12 protein-coding genes are annotated in these 17,047 nt (G+C 57.2%); all 12 read left to right on the forward strand.

Features of this window, described 5'->3' with window-relative positions; genetic code table 11:
- Positions 1-106: 106 nt before the first annotated feature.
- The 12 genes from NUW46_RS06785 to NUW46_RS06840 all read left to right on the forward strand — a co-directional run bounded on the left by NUW46_RS06785 (position 107) and on the right by NUW46_RS06840 (position 16,994).
- Positions 107-2,179 (forward strand): FAD-dependent oxidoreductase, encoded by a 2,073-nt coding sequence (locus NUW46_RS06785; protein WP_418141728.1) that lies wholly within the window; start codon positions 107-109, stop codon positions 2,177-2,179.
- A 205-nt stretch (positions 2,180-2,384) separates the two neighbouring features.
- A complete protein-coding gene (locus NUW46_RS06790; RefSeq protein ID WP_418141729.1) occupies positions 2,385-3,632 on the forward strand; it encodes a DNA repair protein in 1,248 nt (415 codons plus the stop codon).
- Positions 3,633-3,749: 117 nt separating this feature from the next.
- The gene (locus NUW46_RS06795) at positions 3,750-4,634 is read left to right on the forward strand and encodes an NAD(+) kinase (protein ID WP_008170512.1); all 885 of its coding nucleotides are present in this window, start codon (positions 3,750-3,752) and stop codon (positions 4,632-4,634) included.
- Positions 4,635-4,636: 2 nt separating this feature from the next.
- A complete protein-coding gene (locus NUW46_RS06800; protein ID WP_418141730.1) occupies positions 4,637-5,650 on the forward strand; it encodes a metallophosphoesterase in 1,014 nt (337 codons plus the stop codon).
- A 43-nt stretch (positions 5,651-5,693) separates the two neighbouring features.
- Positions 5,694-6,557: a rhomboid family intramembrane serine protease gene (locus tag NUW46_RS06805; RefSeq protein ID WP_418141731.1), complete on the forward strand. Its 864-nt coding sequence runs from the start codon at positions 5,694-5,696 to the stop codon at positions 6,555-6,557.
- A 166-nt stretch (positions 6,558-6,723) separates the two neighbouring features.
- Positions 6,724-7,014: a YeaC family protein gene (locus tag NUW46_RS06810; RefSeq protein WP_418141732.1), complete on the forward strand. Its 291-nt coding sequence runs from the start codon at positions 6,724-6,726 to the stop codon at positions 7,012-7,014.
- Complete coding sequence (locus NUW46_RS06815; RefSeq protein WP_418141733.1) at positions 7,011-7,850, forward strand: DUF2797 domain-containing protein; 840 nt, start codon at positions 7,011-7,013, stop codon at positions 7,848-7,850. The genes NUW46_RS06810 and NUW46_RS06815 overlap by 4 nt, the downstream gene beginning before the upstream one ends.
- Positions 7,851-7,931: 81 nt before the next feature.
- Entirely contained in the window at positions 7,932-10,574 is a 2,643-nt protein-coding gene (gene pepN, locus NUW46_RS06820; protein ID WP_418141734.1) for an aminopeptidase N, read from the forward strand.
- A 136-nt stretch (positions 10,575-10,710) separates the two neighbouring features.
- Entirely contained in the window at positions 10,711-12,099 is a 1,389-nt protein-coding gene (locus NUW46_RS06825) for a DUF1329 domain-containing protein (RefSeq protein ID WP_418141735.1), read from the forward strand.
- 146 nt (positions 12,100-12,245) lie between these two features.
- The gene (locus tag NUW46_RS06830) at positions 12,246-13,394 is read left to right on the forward strand and encodes a WD40/YVTN/BNR-like repeat-containing protein (protein ID WP_227514533.1); all 1,149 of its coding nucleotides are present in this window, start codon (positions 12,246-12,248) and stop codon (positions 13,392-13,394) included.
- A 46-nt stretch (positions 13,395-13,440) separates the two neighbouring features.
- Positions 13,441-15,825 (forward strand): efflux RND transporter permease subunit, encoded by a 2,385-nt coding sequence (locus tag NUW46_RS06835; RefSeq protein WP_209398298.1) that lies wholly within the window; start codon positions 13,441-13,443, stop codon positions 15,823-15,825.
- A gap of 185 nt (positions 15,826-16,010) precedes the next feature.
- On the forward strand, positions 16,011-16,994 hold the full coding sequence (locus NUW46_RS06840) for a TAXI family TRAP transporter solute-binding subunit (RefSeq protein WP_069183852.1): 984 nt from the start codon (positions 16,011-16,013) through the stop codon (positions 16,992-16,994).
- Positions 16,995-17,047: the final 53 nt, after the last annotated feature.

The raw sequence follows: 17,047 nt of genomic DNA on the forward strand, positions 1-17,047 counted from the left end.
CGGGATATTGTCCATGGCAAGGAGCGCGAGTAGTTTAAGTCTCAACAATGAACGGGGCCCTGGCTTTGTGGGAGGCCCGACAAAGATCACGATGAGGAGACCGACTATGACCGCGACCACGACGACGCCAGGCGTTGCCAAGTACCCGAACCTGCTCGAGCCGCTGGATCTTGGTTTTACCAAGCTGCGCAATCGCACCCTGATGGGCTCCATGCATACGGGGCTGGAGGAGGCCAAAAACGGCTTCGAACGTCTTGCGGCATTTTATGCCGAGCGTGCCCGCGGTGGCGCTGGTCTGATCGTGACTGGCGGTATTGCTCCCAACGTGGAAGGGGGGGTGTTCCAGCACGCCGCCAAGATGACCACCGAAGAGGAATCCGACAAGCACCGGATTATCACCGACGCCGTCCATGAAGCCGATGGCAAGATCTGCATGCAGATTCTCCATGCAGGCCGTTATGCCTACTCTCCTGAGCTGGTGGCGCCTTCCGCCATCCAGGCACCGATCAACCCGTTCAAGCCCAGGGAGTTGGATGAAGCCGGTATTGAAAAGCAGATCCAGGACTACGCGGATTGCGCCGCACTGGCGCAGCGAGCCGGTTATGATGGCGTTGAGGTCATGGGTTCGGAAGGCTATTTCATCAACCAGTTCATCGTTTCCCATACCAACCATCGAACCGACCGCTGGGGTGGCAGTTACGAAAATCGGATTCGCCTGCCGATCGAAATCGTGCGTCGGGTTCGCGAGCGGGTGGGTGAGAACTTCATCCTGATCTACCGCCTGTCCATGCTGGATCTGATTGAAGATGGCAGCACCTGGGAAGAGGTTGTCCACCTGGCCAAGGAAATCGAGAAGGCGGGTGCAACCATCATCAATACCGGCATCGGCTGGCATGAGGCCAGGGTGCCCACCATTGCCACATCGGTTCCCCGCGGTGCCTTCACCAAGGTGACGGCGCGTTTGAAAGGTGAGGTGAGCATTCCGCTGGTCACAACCAACCGGATTAACATGCCGGATGTGGCCGAAAAGATTCTGGCTGAGGGGGATGCTGATATGGTGTCCATGGCCCGGCCGTTCCTGGCAGACGCCGATCTGGTTCTGAAGGCAGCAGAAGATCGCGCCGACGAGATCAACACCTGTATCGGCTGTAACCAAGCCTGCCTTGATCACACCTTCAGTGGCAAGCTGACGTCGTGTCTGGTCAACCCCCGCGCCTGTCACGAGACGGAGCTGACCTATGTGAAGACCGCTGCACCCAAGTCTATCGCGGTCGTGGGTGCCGGCCCTGCCGGCTTGGCGTTTGCCACGGTGGCGGCAGAGCGCGGCCACAAGGTAACGCTGTTTGACGCCGGCAGTGAGATCGGCGGCCAGTTCAACGTGGCCAAGCTGATTCCGGGCAAGGAGGAGTTCTACGAGACCCTGCGTTATTTCCGGGTGATGCTGGACAAGCATCAGGTGGATGTGCGCCTGAACACCCGGGTTAGCGCCGAGGATCTCAAGGCCGGCGGCTTTGATGAAGTGATCCTGGCGACCGGCGTCAAGCCGCGGACTCCAGACATCGAAGGAATCGATCATCCGAAAGTGATCGGTTATCTGGATGCGCTACTGGAGCGCAAGCCGGTTGGCCAAAAAGTGGCCGTGATCGGCGCTGGCGGTATCGGGTTCGACGTCTCCGAGTTTATCGTCCACAAGGGCACGTCGGCCGCCATGGACACCGATCACTTCATGCGTGAGTGGGGCGTGGATCTTAGCGTTGAACACCGTGGGGGCATTCAGGGCGTTGAGCCTGAAGTCCCGGAACCGGCGCGTGAGGTCTACCTGCTGCAGCGTAAAGCATCGAAAGTGGGTAAGAATCTGGGCAAGACCACCGGCTGGATTCACCGCACGTCCCTGAAGAACCGGCAGGTTCAGATGGTACCCGGTGTGACCTACCGCAAGATAGATGACGAGGGATTGCACATAACGGTCACCCCGAAAGGCGCAGAGCAGGGCGAAGATCGTGTGCTGCCCGTGGATACCATTGTCGTGTGTGCGGGTCAGGAGCCTCTGCGTGAACTGCAGAGCGATCTGGAGGCTGCTGGCCTTCCGGTGCACCTGATTGGCGGTTCGGATGTGGCCGCAGAACTGGATGCCAAGCGGGCGATCAACCAGGGTAGTCGTCTGGCGGCAGAGCTCTAAGCGAAAACACGATCACAAATCGTTGCAGTTTTTCCCTGTGAAGACACGATTGTCTGGCTAGACTAATAGCTTTGAGTCTGACTGCTTGTCCCTTCTATGCTGCCTCAGGATTGTCGGCATAGCAGGGGCGGCATCACGATAAGATGGAACACCTTTCGGGGTTCTGTCGTGTGGTGTCGAATCGACGATTTGTGGAGAACGTGCAATGGTGTCTGCCGACCAGGCAACCGATGGGTATTCGGCGGTATTTTTTGTGGAAGGGAACCAGGTGGCCCGCGAGATGCGGGCTACCGAATTCGGGGCCTTCCTGGATGGCTATGTAGGGCTGTCGGATCTCGCCGAAACCGAGGTCAGGGCTGTACTGGTTGAACTGAGTCCTGACCTCAAGGTGCAGGCCCTGGTTTTCTTCAAAATATGGTTTGATGAGGAAGGTCGGGCAGACAGTCACTGGAACCTGCCGATCGAAGAGTTGGCCAGAACAGGCGCCAAAGGGCCCGACATGGGTGGCGGTGCGATCCGCCTGGTTTGCCGGAGTCAATGCCCTGACCCCAAGTTCAAGGAGGATCTCTGGGACCCGGACATGACACCCGGAAACAACCATTTCCAGGCGATCCGCAAAGCGGTTGAAGCCAACAGCCTGAAATTCCGGAAAGTGGAGCCGGTTCAGGAAGAGAATATTCCGGTTCTGAGCGAACAGGCCGACGATTCCTCTGAGCGCGAAGAGTCGGCTGCAGCGGCTGATCGCTCCCGTCTGGCGCAGCTGATCCGGGAGCAACGCCTGCGGATCAAGACCCTGCAGAGTGTTCACCGCGATGCCCTGTCGGATATCCAGCGGGAGCATCGCCTGGAAATGCAGGGTTTGCGCAGTGATATTGCCGATCTCGAGCAGAAATACGAGCGCCAGCGCCTGAGTAATGAGCAGCTCAAAAAGCGTTTATCGGAGCGAAACGAACAGTACCTGGCCATGCAGGAGCAGATGGCCGCTGTTGGTGAGGAAAAGCAACGCGAGGATTCAAACGCGGGCGCAGAACTCTTGCTGCTCAGGGAGCAGCTGGAGCGGCGCCAGCGGGAGCTGGAATTGAGGGACGAGAAAATCGTTGCCCTTGAGGAGGAGAATCACGAGCTGCGCAATCGCGAACCGCCCGAGGATTCCATCATGGACCACCTCAAGCGCCAGTCGGTGTTTCTGGTGGCCTACCAGCCCGGCGTCGGTCATGTGACGCTGCCTTTCAAGGACATTGATACCTACTTCAGCAACCCTACCGCCTATGCAGCCGAACGCTGCGGTATGAACGAACCTGCCTATCGGGAGTGGCTCGACCACTACGAGAATCCTGTCTGTGCCCATGAAAACGAAGATGGCAAGCCGTGTGGCGAGCCAATTCTTCGAGTAAGCCAGCCTTCGGAGTTCCGCCCGGGCATTGATGACCGGTGCGAGAAACATCAGGGCTAGGGCGATTTCCCAACTTTTTTCAGTATCGGGGTGACTTTCGTTAAACTGTACGCCAGATTGTCCTGGGGGTAACCGTTTCGTTCGTCCCCGCCGCATTCCGACACCACAGGAAACTTCATGGATCAGTTCAGGAACATTGGTGTGATTGGCCGTATGGGCAGCGTGAAAGTGGTTGAATCACTGCGCCAGCTCAAACAGTATCTGATCACCAACAACTACCACGTCATTCTTGAGGAAGACACTGCCAGCATGTTGCCCGGGCATGGCCTGCAGGTGGCGAGCAAAAAACTGCTGGGCGAGATCTGTGATCTGGTTATCGTGGTTGGTGGTGATGGCAGTCTCCTCGGAGCCGCCCGTGAGCTGGCCAAGTCCAAGATTCCCCTGCTTGGGGTCAACCGAGGCCGTCTGGGGTTTCTGACCGATATATCGCCGTCCGATCTTGAGGAGCGCCTCGGCAAGGTTCTGGAAGGCGAGTATATGGAGGAGACCCGGTTTCTGCTGGATGGCAACGTCGAGCGTAATGGCCAGCCCCTGGGGTTCGGTACTGCCCTGAACGATGTGGTGCTGCATCCGGGTAAATCCACTCGAATGATTGGCTTCGATCTGTTTATTGACGGTCATTTTGTCTACAGCCAGCGCTCTGACGGCCTGATCGTCTCAACCCCGACCGGGTCTACGGCCTACTCGCTGTCCGCTGGCGGCCCGATCATGCATCCCAAGCTGGATGCCATTGTTCTGGTGCCCATGTTTCCCCACACTCTCAGTAGCCGGCCGATCGTTGTCGATGGCAAGAGCGAGATCAAGCTGGTGATTGGGGAGACCAATGAAACCTATCCGCAAATCAGCTTTGACGGCCAGATGAACATTGCCTGTGCGCCGGGCGATATCATTCGCATAACGAAAAAGCCGTTCAAGATCCGGTTGATTCACCCCACTGACCACAATTTCTACGCCACCTGCCGTGACAAGCTTGGCTGGGCTAGTGAGATATCAGCGAGTTGATCATGGCTGTAAAAAAACCGACCGCAAATCGCGGTTACGACATCATTGGTGATATCCACGGTTGCGCCCATACTCTGGCCAGATTGCTGGACCAGATGGGCTACCGCAAGATAAACGGGGTATACCAGCACCCGCGTCGTCAGGCGATCTTCATTGGCGATATCATTGACCGCGGACCCCGTATCCGCGAGGCGCTGCATCTGGTGCGGGACATGGTGGAGCATGGCTCGGCCCGCATTGTCATGGGCAATCATGAGTACAATGCACTGGGTTACTGCACTCGAGCACGTGCCGGCAGCGGCAAGACTTTCTTGCGTGAGCATAACGCCCGTCATGACCGCCTGATCCGGGAAACTCTTGAACAGTTCGAGGCGCATCCTTATGAGTGGAATGAGTTTCTCGAGTGGTTCTACACCATACCGTTGTTCATCGACGACGAGGACTTCCGTGTTGTACACGCCTGCTGGGACGGCGATCTGATCGAAAAATTCAAGCAGGTCCAGGGCGGCGCCTGCATCGATGAGGATTTCCTGCATGCTTCTGCCGCTATTGAGTCCTTTGCCGGTCAGGTTATGGATACGCTGCTGCGTGGAACAGATCTCAGGCTCCCCGAGGGGATGGCCATCACGGGTCGGGATGGCTACGTGCGTGAGTTTTTCCGAACCAAGTTCTGGGCGGACAATCCCCATACCTACGCCGATGTTGTGTTTCAGCCAGACCCGCTGCCGCCGGAAGTGGCGAGCCGTGTGCTGACTGATGACGAGCGCAAACAACTGATCAGTTATCCCCTGGATGCACCGCCGGTATTTGTAGGCCATTACTGGATGGAAGGAGAGCCTGCGCCGCTTAAGCCTAACGTCGCCTGCATTGATTACAGTGCCGTGAAGTATGGCCGACTGGTGGCCTACCGGATGGATGGTGAGCGGGCACTTTCCCGGGACAAATTTGTCTGGGTAGATGTGGAAAGGCCGGAGCAACCGGACTATCCCACCAGCGAAGACAGTGTCGCGCGCTAAACCATGCGTTTCGGCTGAAACAATTCCGGAGGCGGAGTAAACGGTGTACCGAGTCAAGCAGTTGGATACCACGGTGAATCTGGCCGGCTTCAGCCGCTGGCTGAACGGGCAAGGTGTGACCCACCGCATCACCGAAGAAGGGGGATTCCAGGTGCTCTGGCTGGAAGACCCTGCCCACGCCGAACCCGTGCTTTCCGCCCTGGACCGCTTCATGGCGGAACCTGAAATCAGGGAGGCTGTGGATCGCCAGAACCGGTCGCCGGTGTTTGTCGGCGGGCGCTGGCAGCCGTCACCCCAGCATGCGCCACTGGTACTCGGGATCATAGTGTTTGCAGTAGCCATGGTCTGGCTTACGGCCATGGGCCAGAATGAACTGGCGGCCAGCCTGATGATGATTGACCCCCGGGATTACGACTGGACCACCTTGGCCGGCCGCATTGATGCGTTAACCGCAACCCTGGCCGGTGGCCAGATCTGGCGGTTGCTGACACCGGATTTTCTGCACTTCAGCTGGACCCATATAATTTTCAACTCCGTGATGCTCTGGTTTCTTGGCAGTCAGATCGAATGGTTCGATGGGCGGGCGCGCCTGATCAGCCTGTTCGTGATCACGAGCCTGATCTCGAACGGCTTGCAGTATTTCGTGTCCGGGCCTCTTTTCGGTGGGCTATCCGGGGTCGTTTATGGGATTCTGGGCTACTGCTGGCTCAGCCAGCGAACGGCACCGCGGTTCCAGTTTCCGCCGGCGCTGGTTACCTTTGCGGTTGCATGGATGGTGATCGGGTTTACGCCGCTCCCGGAAATCATCGGGCTCGGGCGCATGGCCAATGAAGCGCACCTGGGGGGATTTATTGCCGGGCTGGCCCTGGCGGTGGTTTTGCCCGTAAGACGCAGGCGGGGCGCATAAAAAAAGCCCCGCCGGAGGCGGGGCGTTAAAAGAGCTTTTAGCTCCTGATGAGAGAGACCAAATGATACGACCGTCGTCATTTGGTGAGGCAATGATAATCATTATCGTTTGATTCTGTCAAACGGTTCCGCCACATTTTTAATGAACGTTTTTTCAGGAGAGCGGGATGACCTACGAAGAACTGATCGAGCGACTGGATCCGAATGTTTACCGGAGCCTCCGGCAGTCCATTGAGCTCGGAAAATGGCCCGATGGCCGCAAGCTGACACCAGAGCAGCGTGAAATCAGCCTGGAGGCGGTGATTTACTACGAGAATCTGCACAACATTCCCGAAGAGGAGCGCACAGGCTATCTCGACCGGGGCAGCAAGGCGGGGACCGCCTGTGATCCTTCGGTTCAGCGCACCCAGGGCAACGGCGATGTTGATCCAGACCAGTTTGTTGAGGTCAAGTCTTGAGCGAGTTGATTGATGTTACGGGCCGGCTGCGCAAAATGCCGGTGGAGGCGGGGGAACCTGTGGCGTACTCCATTGCCGTGGGCGACACTCGCATTCCCCTGAATGATCTGATCGGAAGGCCGCTGCGCCTGGATTTCGATGGCGTAATTCGATGCATCCACTGCGACCGGAAGACCAAGAAAAGTTTCAATCAGGGCTTCTGCTATCCCTGTTTCCGGAAACTGGCAGCGTGTGACAGTTGCATCATGAGCCCGGAGAAGTGCCACTATCACCTTGGCACCTGCCGTGAGCCGGAGTGGGGTGAAACCCACTGTATGGTGGAGCATGTGGTGTATCTGGCCAATTCGTCCGGCCTGAAGGTAGGCATTACCCGGGCGTCCCAGGTGCCAACCCGCTGGATTGATCAGGGCGCGGTGGACGCCATACCGATGGTTCGTGTTGCATCGCGGTATATTGCCGGTCTGGTCGAGGTTGCCTGCAAAACACACGTGGCCGACCGGACGAACTGGCGGGCCATGCTCAAGGGCGATGTGCCCGAGCTGGATCTGGCGCAAGAGCGCCAACGAATGCTTGGACTGATCGCCGCCGATCTTGATGCGCTCCGGCAGACCCACGGTGAGGATTCGATCCGGGAGGTGGACGAACAGGGGCTTGGCCTGAGCTACCCCGTCCAGGTCTGGCCAGCAAAGATCAAAACCCATAACCTCGACAAAACGCCGGAGGTAGAGGGCGTTCTTGAGGGCATCAAAGGGCAGTACCTTATTCTGGATACCGGTGTGATTAACATTCGAAAATTCACCGGTTATGAAGTCCGGTTCCGGGTTTTGGAAGGCTGACAGCGCCTCGCCCGGCCAATCTTTTCAAGTCTGTGGGCTATGAATGCTGCGTCCGCAGGCCGCGAACTCTGGAGAAAACCAATGCGTACCAGCCAGCCACAGACTATCTATCTGAGCGATTACAAGGTACCTGCTTATCTGGTCGACACTGTAGACCTGAAATTCGAGCTTTTTGAAGACGGGGCGCGAGTTCACAGCACGCTTGAGGTTCGCCGGAACCCGGAATCTGATGAGGTGTCTGCACCTCTTGAGCTTGATGGCGACAGTCTGACCCTGGAATCTGTTGCCCTGGATGGCGCCGAGCTTGCAGCGGGTGATTATGAAGACCGCGGCGATCAGCTTGTGGTCCGCTCGGTACCGGAACAGTTCGCGTTGACTGTGGTGACCTGGATAGAGCCCCAGAACAATACCCGTCTTGAAGGCCTGTATAAATCATCGGGCATGTTCTGCACCCAGTGCGAGGCTGAAGGATTTCGCTGCATTACGTTTTTCCCGGACCGTCCGGATGTTATGGCACGCTTCCGTACCCGCATCGAAGCCAACAAGGGCGCCTATCCGGTGCTCCTCTCCAATGGCAACGATGTGGAGAAAGGCGAGCTGGAAAACGGCCGGCACTTTGTCACCTGGGAAGACCCGTTCCCCAAGCCCTGCTACCTCTTTGCCCTGGTGGCCGGAGACCTGGTGGAAAAACGGGATACCTTCTCTACGTGCTCGGGCCGCGACATTGATCTGCGCATGTACGTTGAACCACGAAACGCCGAGAAGTGCGAGCACGCAATGGATTCTCTGAAGCGCTCCATGCGCTGGGATGAGGAAGTCTATGGTCGTGAGTACGACCTCGATATCTTCATGATTGTGGCCGTGGACGACTTCAACATGGGCGCCATGGAGAACAAGGGGCTCAATATCTTCAACTCCTCCTGCGTGCTGGCCAGCCAGGAAACCGCTACGGACATGGCATTTCAGCGTATCGAAGCCATCGTTGCCCACGAGTATTTCCACAACTGGTCGGGTAACCGGGTTACCTGCCGCGACTGGTTTCAGCTGAGCCTGAAAGAAGGTTTCACGGTATTCCGGGACTCCCAGTTCTCGGCGGATATGGGTTCCCCAACCGTGAAGCGGATTGAAGATGTGACCCTGCTGCGTACGGCCCAGTTTGCCGAAGACGGTGGCCCCATGGCGCACCCGGTGCGGCCTGCGTCTTATATGGAAATCTCCAACTTCTACACCCTGACCATTTATGAGAAAGGTGCAGAAGTGGTGCGCATGATTCACACCCTTCTGGGGCCGGACCTGTTCCGCAAGGGCAGCGATCTGTATTTTGAGCGCCATGACGGCCAGGCGGTCACTACCGATGATTTTGTCAAAGCGATGGAGGACGCCTCGGGTCGTGATCTGCGCCAGTTCCGGCTCTGGTACGAGCAGGCCGGCACGCCGGTTCTGAATGTCTCGGACGACTATGACACCGATAAAGGGGTGTATCGCCTTAACATCGAACAGAGCATTCCGGATACTCCGGGACAGACCAACAAGAAGCCGCAACACATACCGTTTGCGCTGGGCCTGCTGGGGCAGGACGGCCAGCCGCTGCCGTTACAGCTTGGGGCGGGTGAGGCAGATGCCCCGACGGAGCGGGTCCTGGAGTTGACCGAAGCGACCCATTTGTTTGAATTTCATGGCATCGAATCCAGGCCGGTCCCGTCACTGTTGCGGCATTTCTCCGCACCGGTTCGGGTTCGCTACGCCTGGAGTCGCGAACAGTTGCTCTTCCTGATGAGCCACGATCCGGATGGATTCAATCGCTGGGATGCGGGCCAGAGACTGGCTGTGGATGTCATCCAGTCGCTGGTTGGCGCGCCTGACGATGCGGAAATTGAACCCAGACTGGTCGAAGCCTATCGCAAGCTGATTTCCGACACTGAGTTGGATCAGGCCCTGGTGGCCAAGATGCTGCAACTTCCCTCCGAGGCCTACCTGATTGAACTGGCCGATAACGCCGACGTACCAGCCATTCACCGCGCCCGCGACGCGGTACTTCGCCATCTGGCGGGCGCCCTGAAAGCCGAACTCATCGCGTGCTACCAGCGCCATCAGGACGGCGGTCCTTACGAGGTGACACCGGAAGCCATTGCCCGTCGTAGCCTGCGCAACACTGCGCTGGCCTGGTTGCTGATGATTGACGACCAGGAGGGCCGGGAGCTGGCGGTGAGTCAGTTGAACGCCGCCGACAATATGACCGATCGGATGGGCGCTTTGCGGGCGCTTGTGAATTCAGGCTTCGAGTCTGACCGCCAGCAGGCGCTGGATGAATTCTACGATCGCTTCAAGGATGATCCCCAGGTTGTTGAACAGTGGTTCTCTGTGCAGGCGGCCAGCGACCAGGCCGGTCAGCTTCCGGACATCCAGAGACTTCTGGAGCACCCGGCCTTCGACTGGAAAAATCCCAACAAGATTCGCTCTGTGGTGGGCGCGTTTGCCGGTCAGAACCTGGCGGCTTTCCACAATCCTGACGGTTCTGGTTATGAGTTCCTGGCGGATCAGGTCTGTCGCCTGGACGACAGTAACCCCCAGATTGCCGCGCGTCTGGTGACGCCGCTGACCCGGTGGAGAAAGTTTGCGCCGTCGTACAGTGCCCGGATGAAGTCCGCCCTTGAGCGGATTCGTGACAAGTCGGGATTGTCCAGGGATGTCTATGAGGTGGTGCACAAGAGCCTTGCCGATTGAAGTCAGATACAAAATCGCACTTTCGGTCGATAGACTTTAGTCTGGGATCGGGTAATCTGGAGTAAGGTCTGTAATTCCATCAGACGACAATAAAAAAGCCTCCGCAGAGGCTTCCAGACGCACTTAAGGTTTCACAATGATGTATAACAAAAATGCGATTCTCGGCGGCCTGCTGGCTCTCTCCGTGGCATCAGCGCCTGCGTGGGCGGCGGTTTCCGCCAGTGAAGCGGCCCGTCTGGGCCAGGAGTTGACACCCTTTGGCTCACCCAAGGCCGGCAACAGTGCCGGTACTATCCCGGCCTGGACCGGTGGGCTGACAGAACCGCCTCCCGGCTATGAGGGCAGCGGACAGCACCACATCAATCCGTTTCCGGATGATGAAGTCCTGTTTACCATCACGCCCGCCAACATGGATCAGTATGAGGAATACCTTACCGACGGTGTGAAGGCGATGCTGGAAACCTACCCCACCACATTCCGGGTGCCCGTTCATCAGACTCGTCGTACCCATGCCGTTCCCGACTGGGTGGCTGAGAATACCCGTGAAAACGCGGTAAACGCAGAGATTGTGGGTCAGGGCGAAGGCCTGGATGGCGCATTTGGGGGCTACCCTTTCCCAATCCTGCACGGAAATGACGAGCAGAAGGCCTGGCAGGCGGTCTGGAACCATCTGACCCGCTGGCGCGGGGTTAATGTAACCCGTCGTTCCAGTGAGGTGGCGGTTCAGACCAACGGCGACTACTCGCTGGTGACCTCTCAGCAGGAAGCCTTCTTCAACTACTATAATCCGGAAGGCGGTGAAGAAGATCTGGACAACGTGATCTTCTACTACCTGTCGTTTACCCAGTCACCACCCAGACTGGCCGGTGGTGCGATTCTGATTCACGAGACCCTGAACCAGATTATCAATCCCCGGAACGGCTGGGGTTACAACGCCGGCCAGCGTCGAGTGCGCAGGGCACCGAACCTGGGTTACGACTCCCCGATTGCAGCGGCCGATAACCTGCGTACGGCAGACGACACCGATATCTTTAACGGGGCTCTGGACCGCTACAACTGGAATTACGAAGGCAAGCGGGAAATCTACATCCCCTACAACAATTACCGCATCGGTGAAAAAGGTCTTCCGTACGAGGAAATTCTGGGAATCTCCCACTTGAATCCGGACCTCACCCGCTGGGAACTCCATCGCGTTCACGTGGTTGAAGCCACGCTGAAAGATGGTGAGCGCCATATTTACGGCAAGCGCCGGTTCTACATTGACGAGGATAGCTGGAATACGGTTCTGCTTGACCAGTACGACGGCCGTGGCGAACTCTGGCGTGTAACCATGGGGCTGCCTAAAAATTATTATGAACTTCCGGGTGTGTGGACGGTTCTTGACGTCTATCATGACCTTCAGGCCCGTCGTTATCATGTGCTCGGTCTGGACACAGAAGAGGCTAACACCCGCGTGTTCACCGACGAGGTCCCCAATACGCGCTACTTCTCGCCGGCGTCACTGCGCCGCAGGAGTGTTCGCTAGCGCACTGTTGGTCGAGGGATGCGTCCCCGCCCACAGGAAGTGGCGACCCGACATACCGGCAACCGCAGGGTTGCCGGTATGTTTACAGTTATTCCCGGCTTTGCCGGTCAGAGACACAGTTCAATACAACATAATAGGCAATCTGAATGGCTAAAAGGTTGATGTGCAAGACTCTGGGCGCTGCCTGCCTTGGACTTTCCATGGTCTGGTCTGCCCCTGCAGCGTTTGCGCTTGCAGATATCATCGAAACCCCGGCCCGGCTAACGGATCTGGCCCCGGAGAATCTTCTCACCGATGCGACCCGGGTTGGTGATCGTATTGTGGCCGTCGGAGAACGCGGGCATATCATCTACTCGGATGACGAGGGGAAAACCTGGGTTCAGGGTGAAGTTCCTGTTTCTGTGACCCTTACAGCGATTGATTTCGGTACCGACACCCATGGCTGGGCAGTGGGGCACAGTGGCGTGGTTCTCAAAACCACTGACGCCGGAGCCACCTGGAGCCTTCAGATCGACGGGATCCGGGCCATGGAGCTGGCCATCGAGAGCCGCGAAGAACAGATTGTTGCCATGCAGGAGCGCATCGAAGAAGCGCCTGAGGAAGAAAAAGAAGACCTCGAGTGGGCACTGGACGATCTTTACTTTGCCCTTGAGAACATTCAGGCGGACATGGATATCGGTCCGGTCAACCCGCTGCTGGACGTCTGGTTCGAAAACGAGAACCGCGGTTTTGTGGTGGGAGCCTACGGCATGTTCCTGCGTACGATGGACGGCGGTGAAACCTGGAAAGACTGGGCGCCAAGAATTGATAACCGGCAGAACTTCCACCTGAATGGCATTACCCGGATTACGGGTGGAGCCCTTGTGGTTGTTGGCGAGGCCGGTCAGATACACGTCTCTGTGGACGGTGGTGAGACCTTTGAGCGCCGCGAGGCACCCTATGAAGGCTCCCTGTTCGGTGTTATTGGCACAGGTCAGGTGAACGAGATTCTCGCGTTTGGCCTCCGGGGCAACATGCTGTTCTCTTCCGATCTGGGCAAGAGCTGGCGGATGGTCCCGAATTCTGCCGGGGCGACCCTCAACAGCGGCGTCGTTGCTGAAGATGGCCGCATTACCCTCGTGGGTAACGGTGGCGCGGTGCTGATGAGTACCAATGGCGCAGAAACCTTTCGAGAGCATTTCCGCAGTGATCGGGAGGGCGTCATGAGTGCCGTGCCTATTTCAGGAACAGACCTGCTGATTGTCGGCGAAGGTGGCGCGAAAATTACAGACGCCCGTGGAAGAAACCTTCAATAACGCCCTGATGTGGCAACAACCGAACGAACAATAGAGGGGCTTTTGAATGTCCAACCCTAAGCATGACAAGGGCGAGCACTACCTGACCACGCCCAAGGCGGAACCCTTTCTCGAAAGGCTGCTCTTCAATAACCGGCCGATCATTCTTATCTTTTTTGCCGTATTGACGCTGTTTCTTGGTTACAACGCCGTCAAGATCCAGCCTGATGCCAGTTTCGAGAGGATGATTCCTCTCGAGCATCCCTATATCGTGAACATGCTCGAGCACCGGGATGACCTGGAAAACCTGGGTAACTTTGTCCGTATCGCCGTCGAGGCAAAAGAGGGCGATATTTTCACCCAGGAGTACATGGAGACCCTGAAGCAGATTACTGATGAGGTCTTCTACCTCAATGGTGTGGATCGTTCCGGTCTCAAATCCCTGTGGACGTCGAACGTGCGCTGGGTGGAGGTTACCGAACAGGGTTTCCAGGGCGGCACGGTTATACCGGACGGTTACGACGGCTCCCGGGACAGCCTTGAGCAGCTCCGTCAGAACGTTCTGCGTTCAAACGAAGTTGGTCGCCTGATTTCCGACAACTTCAAGTCAACGATCGTTTATGCGCCGCTGTACGAGAAAAATCCGGAAACCGGTGAGGCCCTGGATTACGGCGAATTTTCCCGTCAGCTCGAGGAAAAAATCCGGGAAAAGTACGAAGAGCAGAACCCGAACATCGAGATTCATATTGTCGGTTTTGCCAAGAAGGTTGGTGATCTGATTGAAGGTATCGGATCCATTGCATGGTTCGCCGGCATTACCATCCTGCTGACCACGCTTTTGTTGTTCTGGTACTCCCGGGCCATTGCCGGGACCCTGGTTCCGGTCTTTACCTCGATTATTGCCGTTTTCCTGCAGTTGGGGACCCTTCGGTTGCTGGGGTACGGTCTTGACCCTTACTCCGTTCTGGTGCCCTTCCTCGTGTTCGCGATCGGTATCAGTCACGGTGTTCAGATTGTCAACGCCATGGCCGTTGAAGCTGCCAAGGGCTTCGACGCGGTGACTGCCGCGCGTCTGGCTTTCCGGGCCCTTTACATACCTGGCATGTTGGCACTGATCTCGGACGCCTTTGGCTTCCTGACCCTGTTCTTTATCGAGATCGACGTTATCCGGGACCTTGCGATTGCCGCGGGTATTGGTGTGGCGTATGTCATCCTCACCAACCTGGTTCTGCATGTGTTGATCATGTCCTACGTTGGTATCTCCAAGGGCGGTATCCGCCACGTACAGAACCACGGTGAAAAGCAGGATCGAAAGTGGCGCGCGATGTCTTACTTCTCGCATCCGGGCGTGGCGCCTATCTCCCTGCTGATTGCTGTCATTGGTCTTGGCCTGGGTCTCTACTACAAGCAGGATCTCAAAATCGGTGACCTTGACCAGGGTGCGCCGGAGCTCCGTGCGGATTCCCGGTACAACAAGGATAACGCCTACATCATCGATAACTATTCCACCAGTGCGGATGTCTTGGTGGTGATGGTTAAAACGCCGGAAGAGCAGTGCACCCAGTACAATGTGCTGCGGGCCATGGACACCCTGCAATGGGAGCTTCAGAACACGCCGGGCGTGCAGTCCTCGGCATCCCTCGCAGATGTTTCCAAGATGGTCACCAAGGCTCTGAACGAAGGTAACTGGAAGTGGTACGAGATCTCCCGCAACCAGACCATCATCAATGCTTCCATTCGCGAAGCGCCTGCCGGTCTGATCAATACCGACTGTAGTCTGACCCCGGTGCTGGTGTTCCTTGAGGATCACAAGGCAGAGACCCTGGAAACCGTCGTTGAGCGCGTCGAACAGTTTGCCGAGAAGAACAGCAACGAGGAGCACAGGTTCCTGCTGGCGGCCGGTAATGCCGGTGTCGAGGCTGCGACCAATGAGGTTATCTCCGGCGCCAAGGACAAGATGCTGATTCTCGTCTACAGCGTGGTGAGTTTGCTGTGCTTCGTGACCTTCCGTTCGGTCCGCGCGGTACTGTGTATCGTGATACCTCTGGGACTGACGTCGATCCTCTGCGAGGCGATCATGGCGGTGTCCGGCATTGGTATCAAAGTGGCAACCCTGCCGGTTATTGCCCTGGGTGTTGGTATAGGTGTCGACTACGGCATCTACATCTACAGCAAGCTGGAGAAATACCTGCTTGAGGGCAAAACACTCCAGGAGGCCTACTACGAGACGCTGCGCTCCACGGGTAAGGCGGTGATGTTTACCGGCGTGACGCTGGGCCTGGGTGTTGTCACCTGGATCTTCTCGCCGATCAAGTTTCAGGCCGACATGGGCTTCCTGCTGTTCTTCATGTTCCTGTGGAATATGGTGGGAGCCATCTGGCTGTTGCCGGCTCTGGCCCGGTTCCTGCTACGGCCGGACCAGATGCTCGCCAAGGCCCGAGCTGCGAAATAACCTTCGCAATTATCTGCAAAAAAGCCCGCATCGCGGGCTTTTTTGTTGTCTGCTCAACCGTTTAGCGAGCTAATCCATACTTTATTTATGGTGTGAAGTGGTCTATGTTTTACGGTGTTCGTACCATTTGCCCGCCCACGAGGCGGGCGCTTCATTACAATGAACAGAAAAAAGGAAGAACTCACATGACACTGAAACTGAAAGCCTCCGCATTTGCTGTCGCTGCCGCAGTCAGCCTGGGTGCTGCTTCCACCTCCGTTTCCGCGCAGGAGCAGCGCTTTGTGACTATCGGCACGGGTGGTGTAACCGGTGTTTATTATCCGGCCGGCGGTGCGATCTGTCGTCTCGTGAACATGGACCGTAAAGAACATGGTATCCGCTGCTCCGTTGAGAGCACCGGTGGCTCCGTCTACAACCTGAACGCTATCCGCCAGGGCGAGCTCGATCTGGCCGTGGCCCAGTCCGATTGGCAATATCATGCCTACAACGGCACCAGCCAATTCAAGGACGATGGCGCCAACAAGGACCTTCGCGCGGTATTTTCCCTGCATCCAGAGCCGTTCACCGTTGTTGCCAGCAAGGGTTCAGGCATCAAGACCTTTGAAGACCTGGAAGGCAAGCGGGTTTCCGTTGGTAACCCGGGTTCTGGCCAGCGGGCCACTGCCGAGGTTCTGATGGAAGAAATGGGTTGGGGCATGGACAAGTTTGCCCTCGCCGCTGAGATCAAGGCCGCCGAGCAGTCACAGGCCCTGTGCGACGGCAACATCGACGCTTTCTTCTACACCGTCGGGCACCCCTCAGGCGCCATCAAGGAAGCCACTACTTCCTGTGACAGCGTGATTGTCAACGTTGATAACGAGGCGACCCAGACACTGATCGAAGAGAATCCGTATTACCGCAAAGCGGTCATCCCGGGTGGTATGTACCGTGGCTCTGACGAAGACACCACTACCTTCGGTGTGGCGGCAACCTTTGTTTCTTCCACCGATGTACCGGAAGATGTGGTTTATGCCGTGGTCAAGGCGGTGTTCGAAAACTTCGACAGCTTCAAGCGTCTGCACCCTGCCTTCGCCAATCTGAACAAGGAAGAGATGGTCTCTGATGCCCTGAGTGCGCCGCTGCACCCGGGTGCTGCCAAGTACTACAAGGAAGCCGGTCTGATCGACTGATCTGACCTGAAACCGGACCGGCGGGCCCAGGCCCGCCGGGTTTCCCTCCAGAG

The organism is Marinobacter sp. MA (assembly GCF_048298425.1).
Classification (GTDB): Bacteria; Pseudomonadota; Gammaproteobacteria; order Pseudomonadales; family Oleiphilaceae; genus Marinobacter; species Marinobacter salsuginis.